16 protein-coding genes are annotated in these 16,685 nt (G+C 55.3%); 11 read left to right on the plus strand and 5 right to left on the minus strand.

Features of this window, described 5'->3' with window-relative positions; translation table 11 throughout:
• Positions 1-9: 9 nt before the first annotated feature.
• Complete coding sequence (gene dsdX, locus ACQ0PY_RS00105) at positions 10-1,347, minus strand: D-serine transporter DsdX (protein WP_042998716.1); 1,338 nt, start codon at positions 1,345-1,347, stop codon at positions 10-12.
• A 230-nt stretch (positions 1,348-1,577) separates the two neighbouring features.
• Here dsdX and dsdC point away from each other — a divergent pair, with 230 nt between their 5' ends.
• Positions 1,578-2,534 (plus strand): DNA-binding transcriptional regulator DsdC, encoded by a 957-nt coding sequence (gene dsdC / locus ACQ0PY_RS00110; RefSeq protein ID WP_109739722.1) that lies wholly within the window; start codon positions 1,578-1,580, stop codon positions 2,532-2,534.
• Positions 2,535-2,588: 54 nt separating this feature from the next.
• A complete protein-coding gene (locus tag ACQ0PY_RS00115; RefSeq protein WP_150547156.1) occupies positions 2,589-3,638 on the plus strand; it encodes a cellulase family glycosylhydrolase in 1,050 nt (349 codons plus the stop codon).
• Here ACQ0PY_RS00115 and emrD read toward each other — a convergent pair.
• From emrD to tisB, 3 genes are all read right to left on the minus strand, one after another.
• Positions 3,565-4,749: a multidrug efflux MFS transporter EmrD gene (gene emrD, locus ACQ0PY_RS00120; RefSeq protein ID WP_109739720.1), complete on the minus strand. Its 1,185-nt coding sequence runs from the start codon at positions 4,747-4,749 to the stop codon at positions 3,565-3,567. The two genes, ACQ0PY_RS00115 and emrD, sit on opposite strands and share 74 nt — an antisense overlap.
• A 179-nt stretch (positions 4,750-4,928) precedes the next feature.
• Positions 4,929-5,762 carry a DMT family transporter gene (locus ACQ0PY_RS00125; protein ID WP_054177161.1) on the minus strand — a complete coding sequence of 278 codons (834 nt, stop codon included), beginning with the start codon at positions 5,760-5,762 and terminating at the stop codon, positions 4,929-4,931.
• 116 nt (positions 5,763-5,878) lie between these two features.
• Positions 5,879-5,968 carry a type I toxin-antitoxin system toxin TisB gene (tisB, locus tag ACQ0PY_RS00130; RefSeq protein WP_042323479.1) on the minus strand — a complete coding sequence of 30 codons (90 nt, stop codon included), beginning with the start codon at positions 5,966-5,968 and terminating at the stop codon, positions 5,879-5,881.
• 523 nt (positions 5,969-6,491) lie between these two features.
• Here tisB and ivbL point away from each other — a divergent pair.
• From ivbL to ilvN, 3 genes are all read left to right on the plus strand, one after another.
• Positions 6,492-6,590: an ilvB operon leader peptide IvbL gene (ivbL, locus tag ACQ0PY_RS00135; RefSeq protein ID WP_042998711.1), complete on the plus strand. Its 99-nt coding sequence runs from the start codon at positions 6,492-6,494 to the stop codon at positions 6,588-6,590.
• Between the two features lie 107 nt (positions 6,591-6,697).
• On the plus strand, positions 6,698-8,392 hold the full coding sequence (gene ilvB / locus ACQ0PY_RS00140) for an acetolactate synthase large subunit (protein WP_109739719.1): 1,695 nt from the start codon (positions 6,698-6,700) through the stop codon (positions 8,390-8,392).
• Between the two features lie 3 nt (positions 8,393-8,395).
• Positions 8,396-8,686, plus strand: a complete 291-nt coding sequence (ilvN, locus tag ACQ0PY_RS00145; protein WP_042998709.1) for an acetolactate synthase small subunit — start codon at positions 8,396-8,398, stop codon at positions 8,684-8,686.
• A gap of 1 nt (position 8,687) precedes the next feature.
• On the opposite strand, the gene ACQ0PY_RS00150 is transcribed toward ilvN, so the two are convergent.
• Positions 8,688-9,473, minus strand: a complete 786-nt coding sequence (locus tag ACQ0PY_RS00150) for a DeoR family transcriptional regulator (protein WP_042998708.1) — start codon at positions 9,471-9,473, stop codon at positions 8,688-8,690.
• A 326-nt stretch (positions 9,474-9,799) separates the two neighbouring features.
• On the opposite strand from ACQ0PY_RS00150, the gene rbsK reads away from it, so the two are divergent.
• The 6 genes from rbsK (at position 9,800) to ACQ0PY_RS00180 (ending at position 16,590) form a co-directional block, all read left to right on the plus strand.
• On the plus strand, positions 9,800-10,720 hold the full coding sequence (gene rbsK, locus ACQ0PY_RS00155; RefSeq protein WP_054177162.1) for a ribokinase: 921 nt from the start codon (positions 9,800-9,802) through the stop codon (positions 10,718-10,720).
• 27 nt (positions 10,721-10,747) lie between these two features.
• Entirely contained in the window at positions 10,748-12,061 is a 1,314-nt protein-coding gene (fucP, locus tag ACQ0PY_RS00160; RefSeq protein ID WP_109739718.1) for an L-fucose:H+ symporter permease, read from the plus strand.
• Between the two features lie 11 nt (positions 12,062-12,072).
• On the plus strand, positions 12,073-13,086 hold the full coding sequence (locus ACQ0PY_RS00165) for an aldose 1-epimerase family protein (RefSeq protein ID WP_042998705.1): 1,014 nt from the start codon (positions 12,073-12,075) through the stop codon (positions 13,084-13,086).
• 73 nt (positions 13,087-13,159) lie between these two features.
• Positions 13,160-13,753, plus strand: coding sequence for a response regulator transcription factor UhpA (gene uhpA, locus ACQ0PY_RS00170; protein WP_042998704.1), 594 nt, complete (start codon positions 13,160-13,162; stop codon positions 13,751-13,753).
• Positions 13,750-15,252: a signal transduction histidine-protein kinase/phosphatase UhpB gene (uhpB, locus tag ACQ0PY_RS00175; protein WP_044256147.1), complete on the plus strand. Its 1,503-nt coding sequence runs from the start codon at positions 13,750-13,752 to the stop codon at positions 15,250-15,252. Before uhpA ends, uhpB begins: the two co-directional genes overlap by 4 nt.
• Positions 15,253-15,261: 9 nt before the next feature.
• Positions 15,262-16,590 carry an MFS transporter gene (locus tag ACQ0PY_RS00180; protein WP_044326829.1) on the plus strand — a complete coding sequence of 443 codons (1,329 nt, stop codon included), beginning with the start codon at positions 15,262-15,264 and terminating at the stop codon, positions 16,588-16,590.
• The last annotated feature ends 95 nt before the right edge of the window (positions 16,591-16,685 follow it).

Consider the following 16,685-nt stretch of genomic DNA (forward strand, 5'->3'; position numbering starts at 1 on the left):
TCTTTGCGCTTAGATGATAAAGGAAAGCAGGAATGTGCAAGCCAGTGCAATGACCGAGGCGATGAATGTCGCGGTCGTATAGTATTTGAACGTCTCATTCAGGGTGGCGCCGCAGTATTGCTTAACCAGCCAGAAGAGGGAGTCGGTGACGATCGTGCAGCCAATGGCACCGGAACCGATGGCAATGGCGATAATCTCCGGACTGACGTTGGGATAAAGCGGCAGCATCGGCGCGACAATCGCCGTGGCGCCCATCATCGCAACGGTGGCTGAACCGACTGCCGCGTGCAGAATCAGCGCCACCAGCCAGGCCAGCAGAATCGGGTGCATATCCATATTGGAAAGGATCACCGCCAGCGTGTCTGCCAGACCGCTGCTTTTGAGGATGGCGTTGAATGCCCCGCCCGCCCCGATAATCAGCAGAATATTGGCGATAGAACCAAAACCGTTTTCGGTATGGGTGAGCAGGGTGCTCATGCCGATATGCTGGCGCAGACCGAGAATGTAATACGCCACGAAGACGGCAATAAACATCGCGGTGATCGGGTTACCGATAAATTCCAGCAGGGTGTACAGCGTGCTGCCTTTGGTCATGTTCAGTTCAGCAACGGTTTTCACCAGCATTAAACCAATCGGTAGCAGGACGGTAAACAGCGTTGCGCCCAGCGACGGCAGCGTGCTTTCTTCGCGTACCTTGAGGTCTGCAAACTCAGCGGGAACCGGTTTGAACGGCAGGCGATTGCCGAGAAATTTCAGGAACAGCGGGCCGCCGATCAGCGACGCCATCAGGCCAACCAACAGGCCGTAGACGATCACTGAACCAATATCCGCGCCCAGTTTATTGGCGACAAACAGCGCTGCCGGGTGCGGTGGTACGACGCAGTGAACGGCCATTAGCGCGGTACACAGCGGGATTGCCAGTTTCAGCAGCGAGGTGTTGGTTTTTTTCGCGATGGAGAACGCCAGCGGAATTAACAGTACCACGCCAACTTCAACGAACAGCGTGATCCCGCAAATCAGCCCCACCAGCACCATAATGACGTCAGCAGAGAGCCAGCGACAGCGCTGGAGCGTTAAGCCGATGCGTTCTGCTGCGCCGGAAACCTCCATCATTTTGCCGAGAATCGTACCCAGACCGATGACGGCGGCGAGAAAGCCCAGCGTACCGCCAATCCCGCTCTCAATGGCGTTGACCATATCCAGCGGCCCCATGCCCATCATGGTTCCCACAAAGAAACTGGCGAGCAGCAGTGCCAGGAACGGGTGGAATTTGAATTTCACGATGGTCAATACAATTAACACAATGCTAATTAGCAGCGTGCTCACAACCCAGATTTGAGAGTGCATATCTCACCTTGCCCTGTGATTAACCTGTCCCTATTGGACAAAAATTCGGCGTGGGCTGACAAACGATATAAATCCTCACTCACATGAATCAGATTGAATCAAAGAGGTGATTTACATCGAATATTCGCGCAATTTTGCGATATGGTTCACCCTCATTCATCTTTATGCTGATTTTTTCTGCGATTTTTTTTACACTTCGCCGGACTGAAGCTGAAGTCACCGAGGTATAAATGGAACCCCTTCGCGAAGTCAGAAACCATCTCCTCAATGGCTGGCAATTATCGAAACTGTACACGTTTGAAGTGGCCGCGCGACATCAGTCGTTTGCGATGGCCGCAGACGAACTGTCGCTGAGTCCCAGCGCTATCAGCCACCGCATTAACCAACTGGAAGAGGAGTTGGGGATCCAGCTTTTCGTCCGTTCGCACCGCAAAGTGGAACTTACCCATGAAGGTAAGCGGGTGTTCTGGGCGCTGAAATCGTCGCTGGATACGCTGAACCAGGAGATCCTCGATATCAAAAATCAGGAACTCTCCGGGACGTTGACCGTCTATTCTCGCCCGTCTATCGCGCAGTGCTGGCTGGTGCCTGCGCTGGGTGACTTTACCCGCCGCTATCCATCAATCTCGCTCACGATCTTAACCGGCAACGACAACGTAAACCTGCAGCGCGCCGGGGTCGATCTGGCACTCTATTTTGACGATGCGCCATCTGCCCAACTGGAACATCACTTTTTAATGGATGAAGCGATTCTCCCCGTTTGTAGCCCGGATTATGCCCGGCGTTTTGATTTAATGGGCTCGCTGGTGAATTTGCCGCACTGCACGCTGCTGCATGACCGTCAGGCCTGGAGCAATGATTCAGGAACCGATGAATGGCATAGTTGGGCACAACATTTTTCAGTGAATTTGCCGACATCGTCAGGAATTGGCTTCGATCGTTCTAATTTAGCGGTGATTGCCGCCATGAACCATATCGGCGTGGCGATGGGGCGTAAACGGCTGGTACAGAAGCGGCTCGAAAGCGGTGAGCTGGTCGCCCCGTTTGGTGAGATGGCGTTGACCTGTCATCAGCATTACTACATGACGACGTTACCCGGCAGACAATGGCCGAAAATTGATGCCTTTATCACCTGGCTACGTGAGCAGGCGAAGCCGTTTTCCCAAAGCGAAACTGCTACGCGATAACTAAAAAAGCGTGCTAAATACGTGATAGCGCTTGCAACATTACTGAGGGTCATCGTGATTAAACCGCTCGTCTCGCTCTTCGTGTTGGTCAGTTTCGCCCTGGGGGCAGCGCAACCGCCGCTGACGGCAACACATTATGCGCAGCAGCTCGGTGTGGGGATGGACGTCGACTGGGCACGCACGGAACAGGGTATCCGGGAGTTTGACCCGCTGGTGGTGCGGGACTTCCACGCGAAAGGGATTACCCATGTACGCATTCGGGTGGCGGGAGAACCCACCGAGGCGCGGCTTATTCATCTGCGCAAGCTGGTGGAAGCTTGCGAGCAGTATGGCGTCATTCCGGTTATCGCCTACCAGGCCGACGAGTATAAAAATGATCCCAGTGCGAGCAACGAAAAAGAGGTGACCAACTGGTGGGTCGCAGTAGCGCACTATTTCGCTCACCGCGCGCCGCTGCTGGGGTTTGATCTGATTTACGAACCGGCCGGTAAGCTGAATCATAATCTGGCCTCCCTGAACCGGGTGTACGAAAAGACCATTCGCACTATCCATGCTATTGATCCGCAACGGATGATTTTTGTCGCGCCGCGTCTGCGTGCCGCGCCGGAAGATCTGACGAATCTGCGCTTGCCGCCGCAAAGCCAGAACTATGTCCTGGCGGAATGGCATATCTTCCCGTGGGGAGCGGTGAAAAATAACGGTAAATACCCCTGGACGTCGGGGACGGCGACAGAGAAAGCGGCGATTCGCGCGCGCATCGCTAGCGCGGTGCACTGGCAACAAAAAAGCGGGCATGTCAGCTGGGTTGGCGGTTGGGCCACGGGAGAAACCAGTAAGAATCCCCCGTCCTCTTCACAGCTGGCCTTTGCCACGTTTATGGCCTGCGAGTTGAAGAAAGCGAAAATTCCCTATGCGATCAACGCCGATACGCAATTTTACGACGGGGAAGAGGGGGCATGGCGGCCCGCGCTCGAACCGCTGTTACTGGCGATGATTGCGCCGGACTGCGAAACGCCCGGCCACACGGTCATTAAATCGCCTGCCCCTGGTGTGAAAAACGCGCCGCCAACGGCAGCCAGCACAGTAAAATCAGCAGCCCCATAAGCGTCATCAGCAGACCGAGGCTGCCCTGCCCGGTTTGTGGCAGCATCGCGGAAAGCCACGCCAGTACGCCGGAGCCAATGTTTTGCAGGCCGCCTACCAGCGCGCCTGCTGTACCGGCGAGGAACGGGAACGGCTCCATTGCGCCGCTGGTTGCCAGCGGGAACAGCATCCCGGCACCGAAGAAGAACAGCGCGGCGGGGATCAGCAGCGTCCAGACATTCATCACGCCAAACCAACCGGGGATCCACATCATCAGCCCGGCCAGCAGACAACTCACCACCGACTGCCACATTAGCGTGGAGAAGCGCTTATTCGGGCGACCGGCAAACCATGCGCCGAAAAACGCCGCCGGAATCGGCAGGATAAACAGGATGCTCACCACCATACTGCTCAGCCCTAACACTGCGCCCATCAGCACGCCGGAGCACGCTTCGAACACTGCGATCCCTGCCAGTCCGCCAATCAGCATCAGCAGATAGCAGTTAAACGCGCTGTGACCAAACAAGGTTTTATAGCTGGCAATCAGCCGCGTGCGCGGCGCGCCAGTAGGACGCGTTTCCGGCATCCAGCGCGCCATGCTGAAAGTGACGCCCGCACAGAGCACGAGCAGGAAAACGTAACAGGCGCGCCAGTTCCACATTGTATCCAGCAGCCCGCCAATCAGCGGGGCCAGCAGCGGACTGACCAGGATGCCCATATTCAACATGCTGTTGACGTGGCGCAGCTGTGTGCCTTCGTACAGATCGCGCGGTAAGGTTCGAGCCATTACCCCGCCGACGCCGGTCCCCATTCCCTGCAACGCACTGGCGGCGATCAGCACCGTCAGGCTGTGAGTCGTAATCGCGACCAGCGTGGCAAGCATAAAAATCGACATCCCGACGAGGATCACCGGTCGGCGTCCGACGCGGTCGGACAGCGGGCCATAAAACAGTTGCGATACGCCATAGGTCAGCAGATACGCTGCCATCACGCTTTGCACGGCCCCTTCGCGAACGTTTAGCTCGCGTGCCATATCGGCAATGGCAGGGATATAAATGGTTTGTGCCATCTGACCCACAGCCACAAGTAATACCAACATCAACAACAAATTGACGTTTCTTTGCCTTTTCATTTCGCTGAATACTATTCAAAAAGAGAAAAAATAAGAATAAGGTGCTACGCATTCCCATAAATGCGAGTGAAATCTACCACACTAAAAAAAGAAGGCCAGATGGTGAGCGGGAATGGAAAGGGAGTGAACGGCAGGATATGTAAACAAAAAGCGGCAACAAATGTTGCCGAATTTGAGTTCTAGGACAGGCGTAACAGAATGGCGCCAGCGGCAATCCCGCCAGCAGCCACCAGGCGCAACCCCACCACCCGCTCTTTCAGCAGTAGCCAGGCGATCAGCGCGCCAAACAGGATTGAGGTTTCACGCAGTGCAGCGACCACCGCCAGCGGTGCAAGCGTCATCGCCCAGAGCGCCAGTCCGTAAGAGCCCATGGTGGCAATGCCGCCAAAAATCCCCTTCTTCCAGTGCTGCGTCAGATAGCGCAATGCCTCACGACGACGGGCCATCATCGCCCATCCCAGCAGGCAGGAACCGTTCAAAAAGAAGGTCCAGAGCGTGTATCCCAGCGCGGTTTCCGAGAGCCTGACGCCGGTGCCGTCGACCAGCGTATATCCGGCGATGAAACAGGCGTTAATCAGGGCGAGCACAATACCTTGCTGCGAACGAGTCCGACCGTTAAAGGCCATGCCGAGGATGGCGGCGCAGATCACCGCGATACCCGTCCAGGCCAGGGCGGACAGGCTGTCGCCAAGAAAAAGTACGCTGATGATGGCCACCAGTAGCGGCGCCGTCCCGCGCATCAGCGGATAGGTCTGACTCATATCCGAAACGGTATACGTTCTGGCGACCAGTACGGTGTAGACCACCTGTAATGCGGTCGAGGCCGCTAAAAACGGGATGCTGGCGGTTGAGGGTGGTGGCGCAAAGGGCAGGCACAGGAGCGCCATAATGGCGGCGGAACCGCTGACGCTGATGGCGGCGTAGAGTTTGTCGTTCCCGGCTTTCACAATGGCGTTCCAGCTGGCGTGCAGCAGTGCGGCGAACAGCAAAATGCAGAAAACGGTAAGGGTCATAGCGCAGACGTCATCAGGGAATGTCATAAAAACGTAACATATCATCACCGCATAAGCATCTGCGATGTAAAAGGGGAGCGGTTGCCCGCTCCCCTTTAGTGCGACTTGAATCTGAATTACTTCAGGTATTTCAGAACAGCATCAAGCAGTTGCATGGCTGCAACAATGAGTTTCAGGATAAGAATAGCGATATCCACGAGGCTCATACGCGTCTCCTTTAGCAAAGGAGCACGGTGCTGACGTGCCTTTCCGCCGCCTGTTATCAGCACCTTTGTTGACATAACACAGTGTGCTCACCGGGGGGGTTAAGGCGCTGACGGCACCACCCGTTTCAGCCAGGACTTTGTTGCGCCGGTTTACGATGCGGCCCCACCTGACACACTGCGTACGGAGATATTATAGATAAATACTGTATGAATGAACAGGTATTTGTGGACAGTACTGAACTTCTGATCCATACTCAAAAGCGTCAAAATCCGTGCCGAAATTGCGTGTTCTTCGCAGAACGCGTATACTTTTGCTGTTGACATAACACAGTGTGCTTTGCGGCAACCAACCGCATCCCGCTGAAAAAACCTCGCTCCGGCGGGGTTTTTTGTTTTCAGGGGTTTTTATTAGCGAAACGTGATCGTCGACGCATTTTTACGCAGATGAAAATTTTTCCGTTGTCAGGTTATGAAAGCTGTGCTTGTATAAATCCTGTTAATCATTAAACAGACAAGGTCCCTAATGAACCCTTCCATGCTGACTGCGACCCTACTAAACACTGCGCCATCTCGCGCAGCGGTCGTCGTGCGTGTGGTGGTGGTCGTCGGCAATGCGCCGTAGGGTCCGGAACAACACACGATTCCAAAACCCCGCCGGCGCAAACCGGGCGGGGTTTTTCGTTTAAGAGACCTGTCCGGAGCGTCGGCCCAGAACAAAAGGACTGGAGCATGGCAAGTTCGGGCACAACATCAACATCCCAGCGTACGCATTTTACGGGCGCTGAATTCATCGTTCATTTTCTGGAACGTCAGGGCATTAAGATTGTCACTGGGATTCCCGGTGGATCGATTCTCCCCGTCTATGATGCCTTAAGTCAGAGCACGCAAATCCGCCATATTCTGGCGCGCCACGAGCAGGGAGCGGGGTTCATTGCGCAGGGCATGGCGCGCACCGACGGCAAACCGGCGGTGTGCATGGCCTGTAGCGGGCCGGGCGCGACCAATCTGGTGACCGCTATCGCCGATGCGCGCCTGGATTCTATCCCTATGGTGTGTATCACCGGGCAGGTTCCGGCCTCCATGATCGGCACCGACGCCTTCCAGGAAGTGGACACCTACGGCATCTCTATCCCCATCACAAAACATAACTATCTGGTCAGACATATCGATGAACTCCCGCAGGTGATGAGCGACGCATTTCGTCTTGCTCAGTCCGGACGTCCTGGCCCGGTGTGGATAGACATACCTAAGGATATCCAGATGGCGGTCCTCGAGATTGACGAGATGCCAGAACCGGCACAGAAAATGGCGACGCCGGACTTCAGTGCAGACAGCATTCGTGACGCAGCCGCAATGATTAACGCTGCACAGCGCCCGGTGTTGTACCTCGGTGGTGGGGTGATTAATGCGCCACAGCGGGTGCGTGAACTGGCGGAAAAGGCGCAGTTGCCGACCACCATGACGTTGATGGCGCTGGGAATGCTGCCGAAAGCGCATCCGTTGTCGTTAGGCATGTTAGGGATGCACGGCGCACGCAGCACCAACTTCATCCTGCAAGAGGCGGATCTGCTGATCGTGCTGGGCGCGCGTTTTGATGACCGGGCGATAGGCAAAACCGAGCAGTTCTGCCCGAACGCCAAAATTATCCACGTCGATATCGACCGCGCGGAGCTGGGTAAAATCAAGCAGCCGCACATCGCGATTCAGGCGGATGTGGATGACGTGCTGGCGCAACTGATTCCACAAATTGAGGCGAAACCGCGCGCAGAGTGGCACCAGTTGGTCAGCGATTTGCAACGTGAATTTCCGTGTACCATTCCACAGGAAAGCGACCCACTCAGTCATTATGGTCTGATCAACGCTGTGGCGGCCTGTGTGGACGACAACGCGATTATCACTACCGACGTGGGCCAGCATCAGATGTGGGCGGCGCAGGCCTATCCGCTGAACCGTCCACGCCAGTGGCTGACCTCTGGCGGGCTGGGCACCATGGGATTTGGTCTGCCGGCGGCAATTGGCGCGGCGCTGGCGAACCCGGATAAGAAAGTACTGTGCTTCTCCGGCGACGGCAGTCTGATGATGAACATTCAGGAGATGGCGACCGCCAGCGAAAACCAACTGGATGTGAAAATCATCCTGATGAATAACGAAGCGCTGGGGCTGGTGCATCAACAGCAGAGTCTGTTTTACAAGCAGGGCGTTTTTGCGGCGACCTATCCGGGAACCATCAACTTCATGCAGATTGCTGCCGGATTTGGTTTGCATACCTGCGATCTGAATAACGAAGCGGACCCGCAGGCGGCATTGCAGGAGATCATCAGTCGGCCGGGACCGGCGCTGATCCATGTCCGCATTGATGCGGAAGAAAAAGTGTATCCAATGGTACCGCCAGGCGCGGCAAATACAGAGATGGTGGGGGAATAAGCCATGCAGAAACAATCACATGAGAACGTCATTCTGGAACTCACCGTCCGCAACCACCCAGGCGTTATGACCCACGTTTGCGGACTCTTTGCCCGCCGTGCATTTAACGTCGAGGGCATCCTCTGTCTGCCGATTCAGAGTAGCGACCAGAGCCGCATCTGGCTTCTGGTCAACGACGATCAGCGTCTGGAGCAGATGATTAGCCAAATCGATAAGCTGGAAGATGTGGTGAAAGTGGTACGTAATCAGTCAGACCCGACGATGTTCAACAAAATTGCCGTGTTCTTTGAGTAAATTAATCGCCGTCTGAATCAGGGGTAATCACGTTGACAGAACCGTTCCGGCAGTGGGTGGCGTAATCTGCCGGTAACGGACGATCGCATATCAGGACATCAAAGGTGGAAAGCGGGCCGATGCTGGCGGGAGCGACCTCATCGAACAGGGCGTAACGCGTCAGTAAAATTTTACGTAGTCCGCGCTCCATCGCTTTACGCTTAGTGGCAAGGTCGTCCGGGTTAAACCAACTGACGCCGAAGTGCTCGTGTACGCCGCTGGCGGAGATAAAGACTTTCCGCGGATTCAGTGAATCCAGTGGTGACGGGTTATTGGCATCGTAGAACGCATCGCTCTTCGCCCGATAGGTTCCCCCGCAGAGGATCGCTGTGGCGTTGGGTTTTTCATTGAGCGCGATAAAAACCTGGTGCGAGTAGCAGATCCCGGTAAAGGTGATCTCGTCCGGGATCATGCTGATCACCAACGGCATCTCCGGACCATTATCAAAAAAGATCAGATCGTTTTCGCTCACCAGACCGGCCGCCAGGATCGCGACAGGCAAATCGTCGCGATGATGGGTTTTAACCGCAGGCAGCGGGGCGTGAGAGGACGCGGCAGGTTTATTCACCATGACGATATAGCCGCCGAGCAGCGTCAGGGGTAACGGTTCGTCATCCTGACTAAGGTCGCGGCGGATGGTCATCACGGAAACCTCCAGCATCCGCGCGGCGTCTTTCAGATGGATGCGGTCGGTCTTCTTCAACAGTTCCATCAGACGTCGAATACGTTCTTTTTGCTTGGTTTCCATTCACCTTCTCCGCGATTCATGTTGCGTATGTTCCATTAGTAACATTTTTGTGTCCACTGGAACATTATGTTGCTGCATTACTATACGTCCGGCAGGCAGGAATTAAAAGCGCGTTCGTTCGCGTTTCTTTGATTATAACTAGTTTAATTTCAGTTAATTGTAACTATTGATGGATGGGGAAGGGTGATTGCATGTGCATAATGCGCCTAATAAATAAACAGTGAAATGATCTTCCAATCGCGATCGTAGTCACAAATGATACGGAAGTAACATGATAATGTTATTTTAATATCATTGTTGTGTGATTGTTTCTGAGAGGTAGTAAAATGGATATCGCGGTTATTGGCTCTAACATGGTGGATCTCATCACCTACACCAATCAGATGCCCAAAGAAGGGGAAACCCTGGAAGCGCCAGCGTTTAAAATCGGCTGCGGTGGTAAAGGTGCGAATCAAGCTGTTGCTGCGGCGAAACTCAATTCGAAAGTGCTGATGCTGACCAAAGTCGGTGACGATATCTTTGCGGATAACACGATTCGCAATCTCGAATCCTGGGGCATCAACACCACCTATGTCGAAAAAGTCCCGTGTACCAGTAGCGGCGTGGCGCCGATTTTTGTGAATGCGAACTCCAGTAACAGCATTCTTATTATTAAAGGGGCGAACAAATTCCTCTCTCCGGAAGATATCGATCGCGCTGCGGAAGATTTAAAAAAATGTCAGCTTATTGTCTTGCAACTGGAAGTTCAGCTGGAGACGGTTTATCACGCCATTGAATTTGGCAAAAAGCATGGCATTGAAGTGTTATTAAATCCCGCTCCGGCATTGCGGGAATTAGATATGTCGTACGCCTGTAAATGTGATTTCTTTGTACCGAATGAAACCGAGCTGGAAATATTAACCGGCATGTCGGTGGACTCGTATGATCATATTCGTACCGCCGCCCGATCCCTGGTGGATAAAGGGTTAAACAATATTATTGTCACCATGGGCGAAAAAGGTGCGTTATGGATGACGCGTGACCAGGAAGTTCATGTTCCGGCGTTTCGCGTTAATGCTGTTGATACCAGCGGCGCAGGCGATGCTTTTATCGGTTGCTTTGCCCATTACTATGTCCAGAGCGGAGATGTCGAAGCCGCGATGAAGAAAGCCGTCCTTTTCGCTGCGTTTAGCGTTACCGGGAAAGGCACACAATCCTCTTATCCGAGTATCGAACAATTTAATGAATTTCTTACCCTAAACGAATAATACTCCTGCACTGTAAAAGGTAGCACTATGAACGATAAAAACATCATTCAGATGCCCGATGGATATCTGAATAAGACCCCTCTGTTCCAGTTTATTTTGTTATCCTGTTTATTCCCGTTATGGGGATGCGCAGCCGCATTAAATGATATTTTGATTACGCAATTCAAAAGCGTATTTTCACTCAGCAACTTTGCCTCAGCATTAGTTCAGAGCGCCTTTTATGGCGGTTATTTTTTAATTGCGATTCCGGCATCCCTGGTGATTAAAAAGACCAGTTATAAAGTAGCGATATTAATCGGCCTGACGCTGTATATCGTCGGCTGTACGCTCTTTTTCCCGGCCTCACACATGGCCACTTACACCATGTTCCTTGCGGCGATCTTCGCGATTGCCATTGGTCTGAGCTTCCTGGAAACCGCGGCGAACACCTACAGTTCGATGATCGGTCCAAAAGCCTACGCCACCTTACGGTTGAATATCAGTCAGACTTTCTATCCGATTGGCGCGGCGTCCGGCATTTTGCTGGGTAAATATCTGGTCTTTTCCGAAGGCGATAGTCTGGAAAAACAGATGGCGGGGATGAATGCCGAGCAGATCCATAACTTTAAAGTGTTGATGCTGGAAAACACCCTTGAGCCGTATAAGTACATGATTATGGTTCTGGTGGTGGTGATGGTACTGTTCCTGCTGACCCGCTTCCCGACCTGCAAAGTAGCGCAAACCGCCAACCATAAACGCCCGTCAGCGATGGACACATTGCGCTATCTGGCGAGCAATGCCCGTTTCCGCCACGGTATTGTGGCGCAGTTTCTGTACGTGGGAATGCAGGTTGCCGTGTGGTCATTCACCATCCGTCTGGCGCTGGAGTTGGGCGATATCAACGAGCGTGATGCTTCTAACTTCATGGTCTATAGCTTTGCCTGCTTCTTTATCGGTAAGTTTATCGCCAACATCCTGATGACCCGTTTTAATCCGGAAAAGGTGCTGATCCTTTACTCCATTATCGGCGCGCTGTTCCTTGCCTATGTTTCGCTGGCTCCGAGCTTTAGCGCGGTATACGTCGCGGTACTGGTGAGCATTCTGTTTGGACCTTGCTGGGCGACCATCTATGCCGGTACGCTGGATACGGTCGATAACGAACATACTGAAATGGCGGGTGCGGTGATTGTGATGGCCATCGTTGGCGCCGCCGTGGTTCCGGCGATTCAGGGTTATGTGGCGGATATGTTCCACTCGCTACAACTCTCGTTCCTCGTCTCCATGCTGTGCTTCGTTTACGTAGGGGTTTACTTCTGGCGTGAAAGCAAAGTGCGCAGCCTGGCTGAAGCGACTGCATCCTGAGGAGAACGATGATGACAACACGTATTACGCTGTGGCGGACGCTCTTTGGTGAACATCCTCAAGTCCTGCTGGAGAACTGTGATTTCACGGTCACTGCCTTTCGTTATGCCAGCGGTGTGGAAGGGCTGAAGGTGCAGAACAGTCGTGGTCATCTGGTGATTCTGCCCTGGATGGGGCAGATGATCTGGGATGCCCGGTTTGATGGTCACGATCTGACCATGCGCAACATGTTCCGCCAGCCGAAACCCGCAACGGAAGTCGTGGCGACCTATGGCTGTTTTGCCTTCCATTCCGGCCTGCTGGCCAATGGCTGCCCGTCGCCGGAAGATACGCACCCGTTGCACGGTGAAATGGCCTGCGCCGCGATGGACGAGGCCTGGCTGGAACTGGACGGCGACAGTCTGCGCGTGACCGGACGCTACGAGTATGTGATGGGATTCGGTCATCATTACCAGGCGCAGCCTGCGGTGGTGATGCATAAAGCGAGCGCGCTGTTTGATATTCAGATGGCCGTCACTAACCTCGCATCCGTCGCGATGCCGTTACAGTACATGTGCCACATGAACTATGCGTACGTACCGGAAGCCACTTTCAGCCAGAATATCCCGGATGAGGCGCTGCGGCTTCGCGAATCGGTCCCGGCGCATGTGAAACCCACCGCACAGTGGCTGGCGTTTAATCAGCGGATCTTACAAGGCGACGCGTCGCTGGCCGCGCTCAATGAACCTGACTTTTACGATCCGGAAATCGTCTTCTTTGCCGACAAACTGGACAGGTATACGGATAAACCCGAATTCCGCATGATCGCCCCGGATGGCACCACGTTTGTCACCCGTTTCGCCAGTTCGGAACTCAACTATGTCACCCGCTGGATCCTGTATAACGGCGATCAGCAGGTCGCAGCATTCGCCCTGCCCGCCACCTGCCGTCCGGAAGGCTTTCTCGCCGCCCAGCGAAATGGCTCATTACTTGACGTGCCGCCGCAGCAAACGCGGAGTTTTACGGTCACCACGGGTATCGCCTGATCGCTCAAGGCTTGAACAGCAACGCGCTTATCGTTAAGGTAAGCGCGTTTTTTTTACCCGCCAGGACAGAGCCATGATTACCGTTGCCCTTATAGACGACCACCTTATCGTTCGCTCCGGCTTTGCCCAATTGCTTGGGCTGGAGGCCGATTTACAGGTGGTCGCCGAGTTTGGCTCGGGGCGTGAGGCGCTGGCGGGATTGCCGGGACGCGGTGTTCAGGTGTGTATTTGCGACATCTCGATGCCGGATATCTCCGGTCTGGAGCTGTTGAGCCAGTTGCCAAAAGGGATGGCGACCATCATGCTCTCGGTACACGACAGCCCGGCGCTGGTGGAACAGGCGCTGAACGCCGGGGCGCGCGGCTTTCTCTCCAAACGCTGCAGCCCGGATGAACTGATTGCCGCAGTACATACCGTGGCTACCGGCGGCTGTTATTTGACGCCAGAAATCGCCGTCAAACTGGCGGCTGGCCGCCAGGATCCGCTGACCCGGCGCGAGCGCCAGGTGGCGGAAAAACTGGCGCAGGGGATGGCGGTAAAAGAGATTGCTGTCGAGCTGGGGCTATCGCCGAAAACGGTGCACGTCCATCGCGCAAACCTGATGGAAAAACTGGGCGTCAGCAATGACGTTGAGCTGGCGCGGCGCATGTTTGACGGCTGGCAATGAAAACCCTGTTGTCACGGTTTATCACCGTTCTCGCCTGTTTTTTTATTTTCTCTGCCGCCTGGTTTTGTCTGTGGAGCATCAGCCTGCATCTGGTTGAGCGTCCGGAACTGGCGGTACTGCTGTTCCCGTTTGGTTTGCGCCTGGGGCTGATGCTGCAATGTCCACGCGGCTATTGGCCGGTATTGCTGGGCGCGGAATGGCTGCTGACCTTCTGGCTGGCGCAGGAAGTGGCGCTGGAGCATCTTCCCCTTTTGCTGATTGGCGGCCTGCTGACGCTGCTGCCCGTGGCGCTGATCTCCCGTTATCGCCATCAGCGTGACTGGCGAACGCTGCTGCTTCAGGGCGCGGCGTTGACGGCGGCAGCGCTGTTGCAGTCGCTACCCTGGCTGGGACAGGGGGAAGAAGCCTGGAATGCGCTGCTGCTGACCCTGACCGGCGGATTGACGCTGGCACCGATCTGCCTGGTGTTCTGGCACTATCTGACCAGTACGACCTGGCTGCCGTTGGGTCCGGCGCTGGTGTCGCAACCGGTGAACTGGCGCGGTCGGCACCTGATCTGGTATCTGCTGCTGTTTAGCGTCAGTCTGTGGCTCCAGTTGGGATTACCCGCAGAGCTTTCGCGATTTACCCCCTTCTGTCTGGCGCTGCCGATTATTGCGCTGGCCTGGCATTACGGCTGGCAGGGGGCACTGATCGCAACCCTGATGAACGCTATCGCGCTGATTGCCAGCCAGACCTGGCACGATCACCCCGTAGATTTATTGCTCTCCCTGTTGGCGCAAAGCCTGACCGGACTGCTGCTTGGCGCGGGTATTCAGCGTCTGCGCGAGCTGAACCAGTCGCTGCAAAACGAACTGGCGCGCAATCACCGGCTGGCGGAGCGCCTGCTGGAAACGGAAGAGAGCGTACGCCGCGACGTGGCGCGTGAGTTGCACGATGATATCGGCCAGACCATCACCGCGATCCGTACTCAGGCCGGAATCGTGCAGCGGCTGGCGGTTGAAAACGGCGGCGTGAAGCAGAGCGGACAGCTTATCGAACAGCTTTCGCTGGGCGTCTATGATTCCGTGCGCCGCCTGCTGGGACGCCTGCGTCCGCGCCAGTTGGATGATTTAACGCTGGAACAGGCGATCCGCTCGTTGATGCGGGAAATGGAGCTGGAAAGTCGCGGTATCGTCAGCCATCTCGACTGGCGGATCGACGAGACGGCGCTCAGCGAGGGTTTGCGGGTGACGCTGTTTCGCGTCTGTCAGGAAGGGCTGAACAATATAGTGAAACATGCCAACGCCAGCGCGGTGACGCTGCAGGGCTGGCAGCAGGACGAGCGGCTGATGCTGGTGATTGAGGATGACGGCAGCGGTCTGCCGCCGGGCTCCGGTCAGCAGGGTTTTGGCCTGACCGGGATGCGCGAGCGCGTTACGGCGCTCGGCGGTTCGCTGACGATTTCCTGCACGCACGGTACGCGAGTCAGCGTCTCGCTACCCCTGCGTTACGTTTGAGGAGCGGCAATGCTAACCTTTTTTAACGCCCCGGCGAATGCGCCGCAGTTAACGGACAAGCGCGAGATCGACGATCTTTATCGCTACTGGCGTCGCCATATTCTGCTGACCATCTGGCTGGGCTACGCCCTGTTCTATTTCACGCGGAAAAGTTTTAACGCCGCCGTCCCGGACATTCTCGCCAACGGCGTGTTAACCCGCAGCGATATCGGCCTGCTGGCGACGCTGTTTTACATCACCTATGGCGTGTCGAAATTCGTTTCCGGCATCGTCAGCGATCGTTCTAACGCCCGCTATTTTATGGGGATAGGGCTGATTGCCACCGGCATCGTCAATATTCTGTTTGGTTTTTCCACTTCGCTCTGGGCGTTTGCCCTGCTGTGGGCGCTGAACGCTTTCTTCCAGGGATGGGGCGCGCCGGTGTGCGCACGTCTGCTGACAGCATGGTATTCGCGCAACGAGCGCGGCGGCTGGTGGGCTATCTGGAATACCGCGCACAACGTTGGCGGTGCGTTGATTCCGATCGTCATGGCTGCTGCGGCACTGCATTATGGCTGGCGTGCCGGGATGATGATGGCCGGAATGCTGGCGATCGTCGTCGGGATTTTTCTTTGCTGGCGACTGCGCGACCGTCCGCAGGCCGTGGGGCTGCCACCGGTAGGCGACTGGCAGCACGATGCCCTGGAAATTGCTCAGCAACAGGAGGGCGCGGGACTGACCCGTAAAGAGATCCTCACGAAATACGTGCTGCTCAACCCTTATATCTGGTTGCTATCACTCTGTTATGTGCTGGTGTACGTGGTGCGCGCCGCCATCAACGACTGGGGCAATCTGTATATGTCCGAGACGCTGGGCGTCGATCTGGTGTCCGCCAACATGGCGGTGACGATGTTCGAGTTGGGCGGATTTATCGGCGCGCTGGTGGCGGGCTGGGGGTCAGACAAACTGTTCAACGGCAATCGCGGGCCGATGAACCTGATTTTTGCCGCCGGAATTTTGCTTTCGGTGGGTTCACTGTGGCTGATGCCGTTTGCCAGTTATGTAATGCAGGCGGCCTGCTTCTTCACCACCGGATTCTTTGTCTTTGGCCCGCAGATGCTGATCGGTATGGCGGCGGCGGAGTGTTCGCACAAAGAGGCGGCAGGGGCGGCAACCGGATTTGTTGGGCTGTTTGCTTATCTCGGTGCATCGCTTTCCGGCTGGCCGCTGGCGCAGGTACTGGAAACCTGGCACTGGACCGGTTTCTTCGTGGTCATCGCTATCGCTGCCGGGATCTCCGCCCTGCTGTTACTGCCATTCCTCAACGCCCAGGCTCCACGTGAGGCCAGCGAAGCGTGATGCAGTTCACTTTTTTACCGCGAGTGGGGCAAAACTAAGAAATTTTCCCGGTTTCGCCTGGACGCTGTCTCAGGCATGTCTCCCGACTGATTTTT

This window comes from Citrobacter sp. LST-B2 (genome assembly GCF_057983045.1).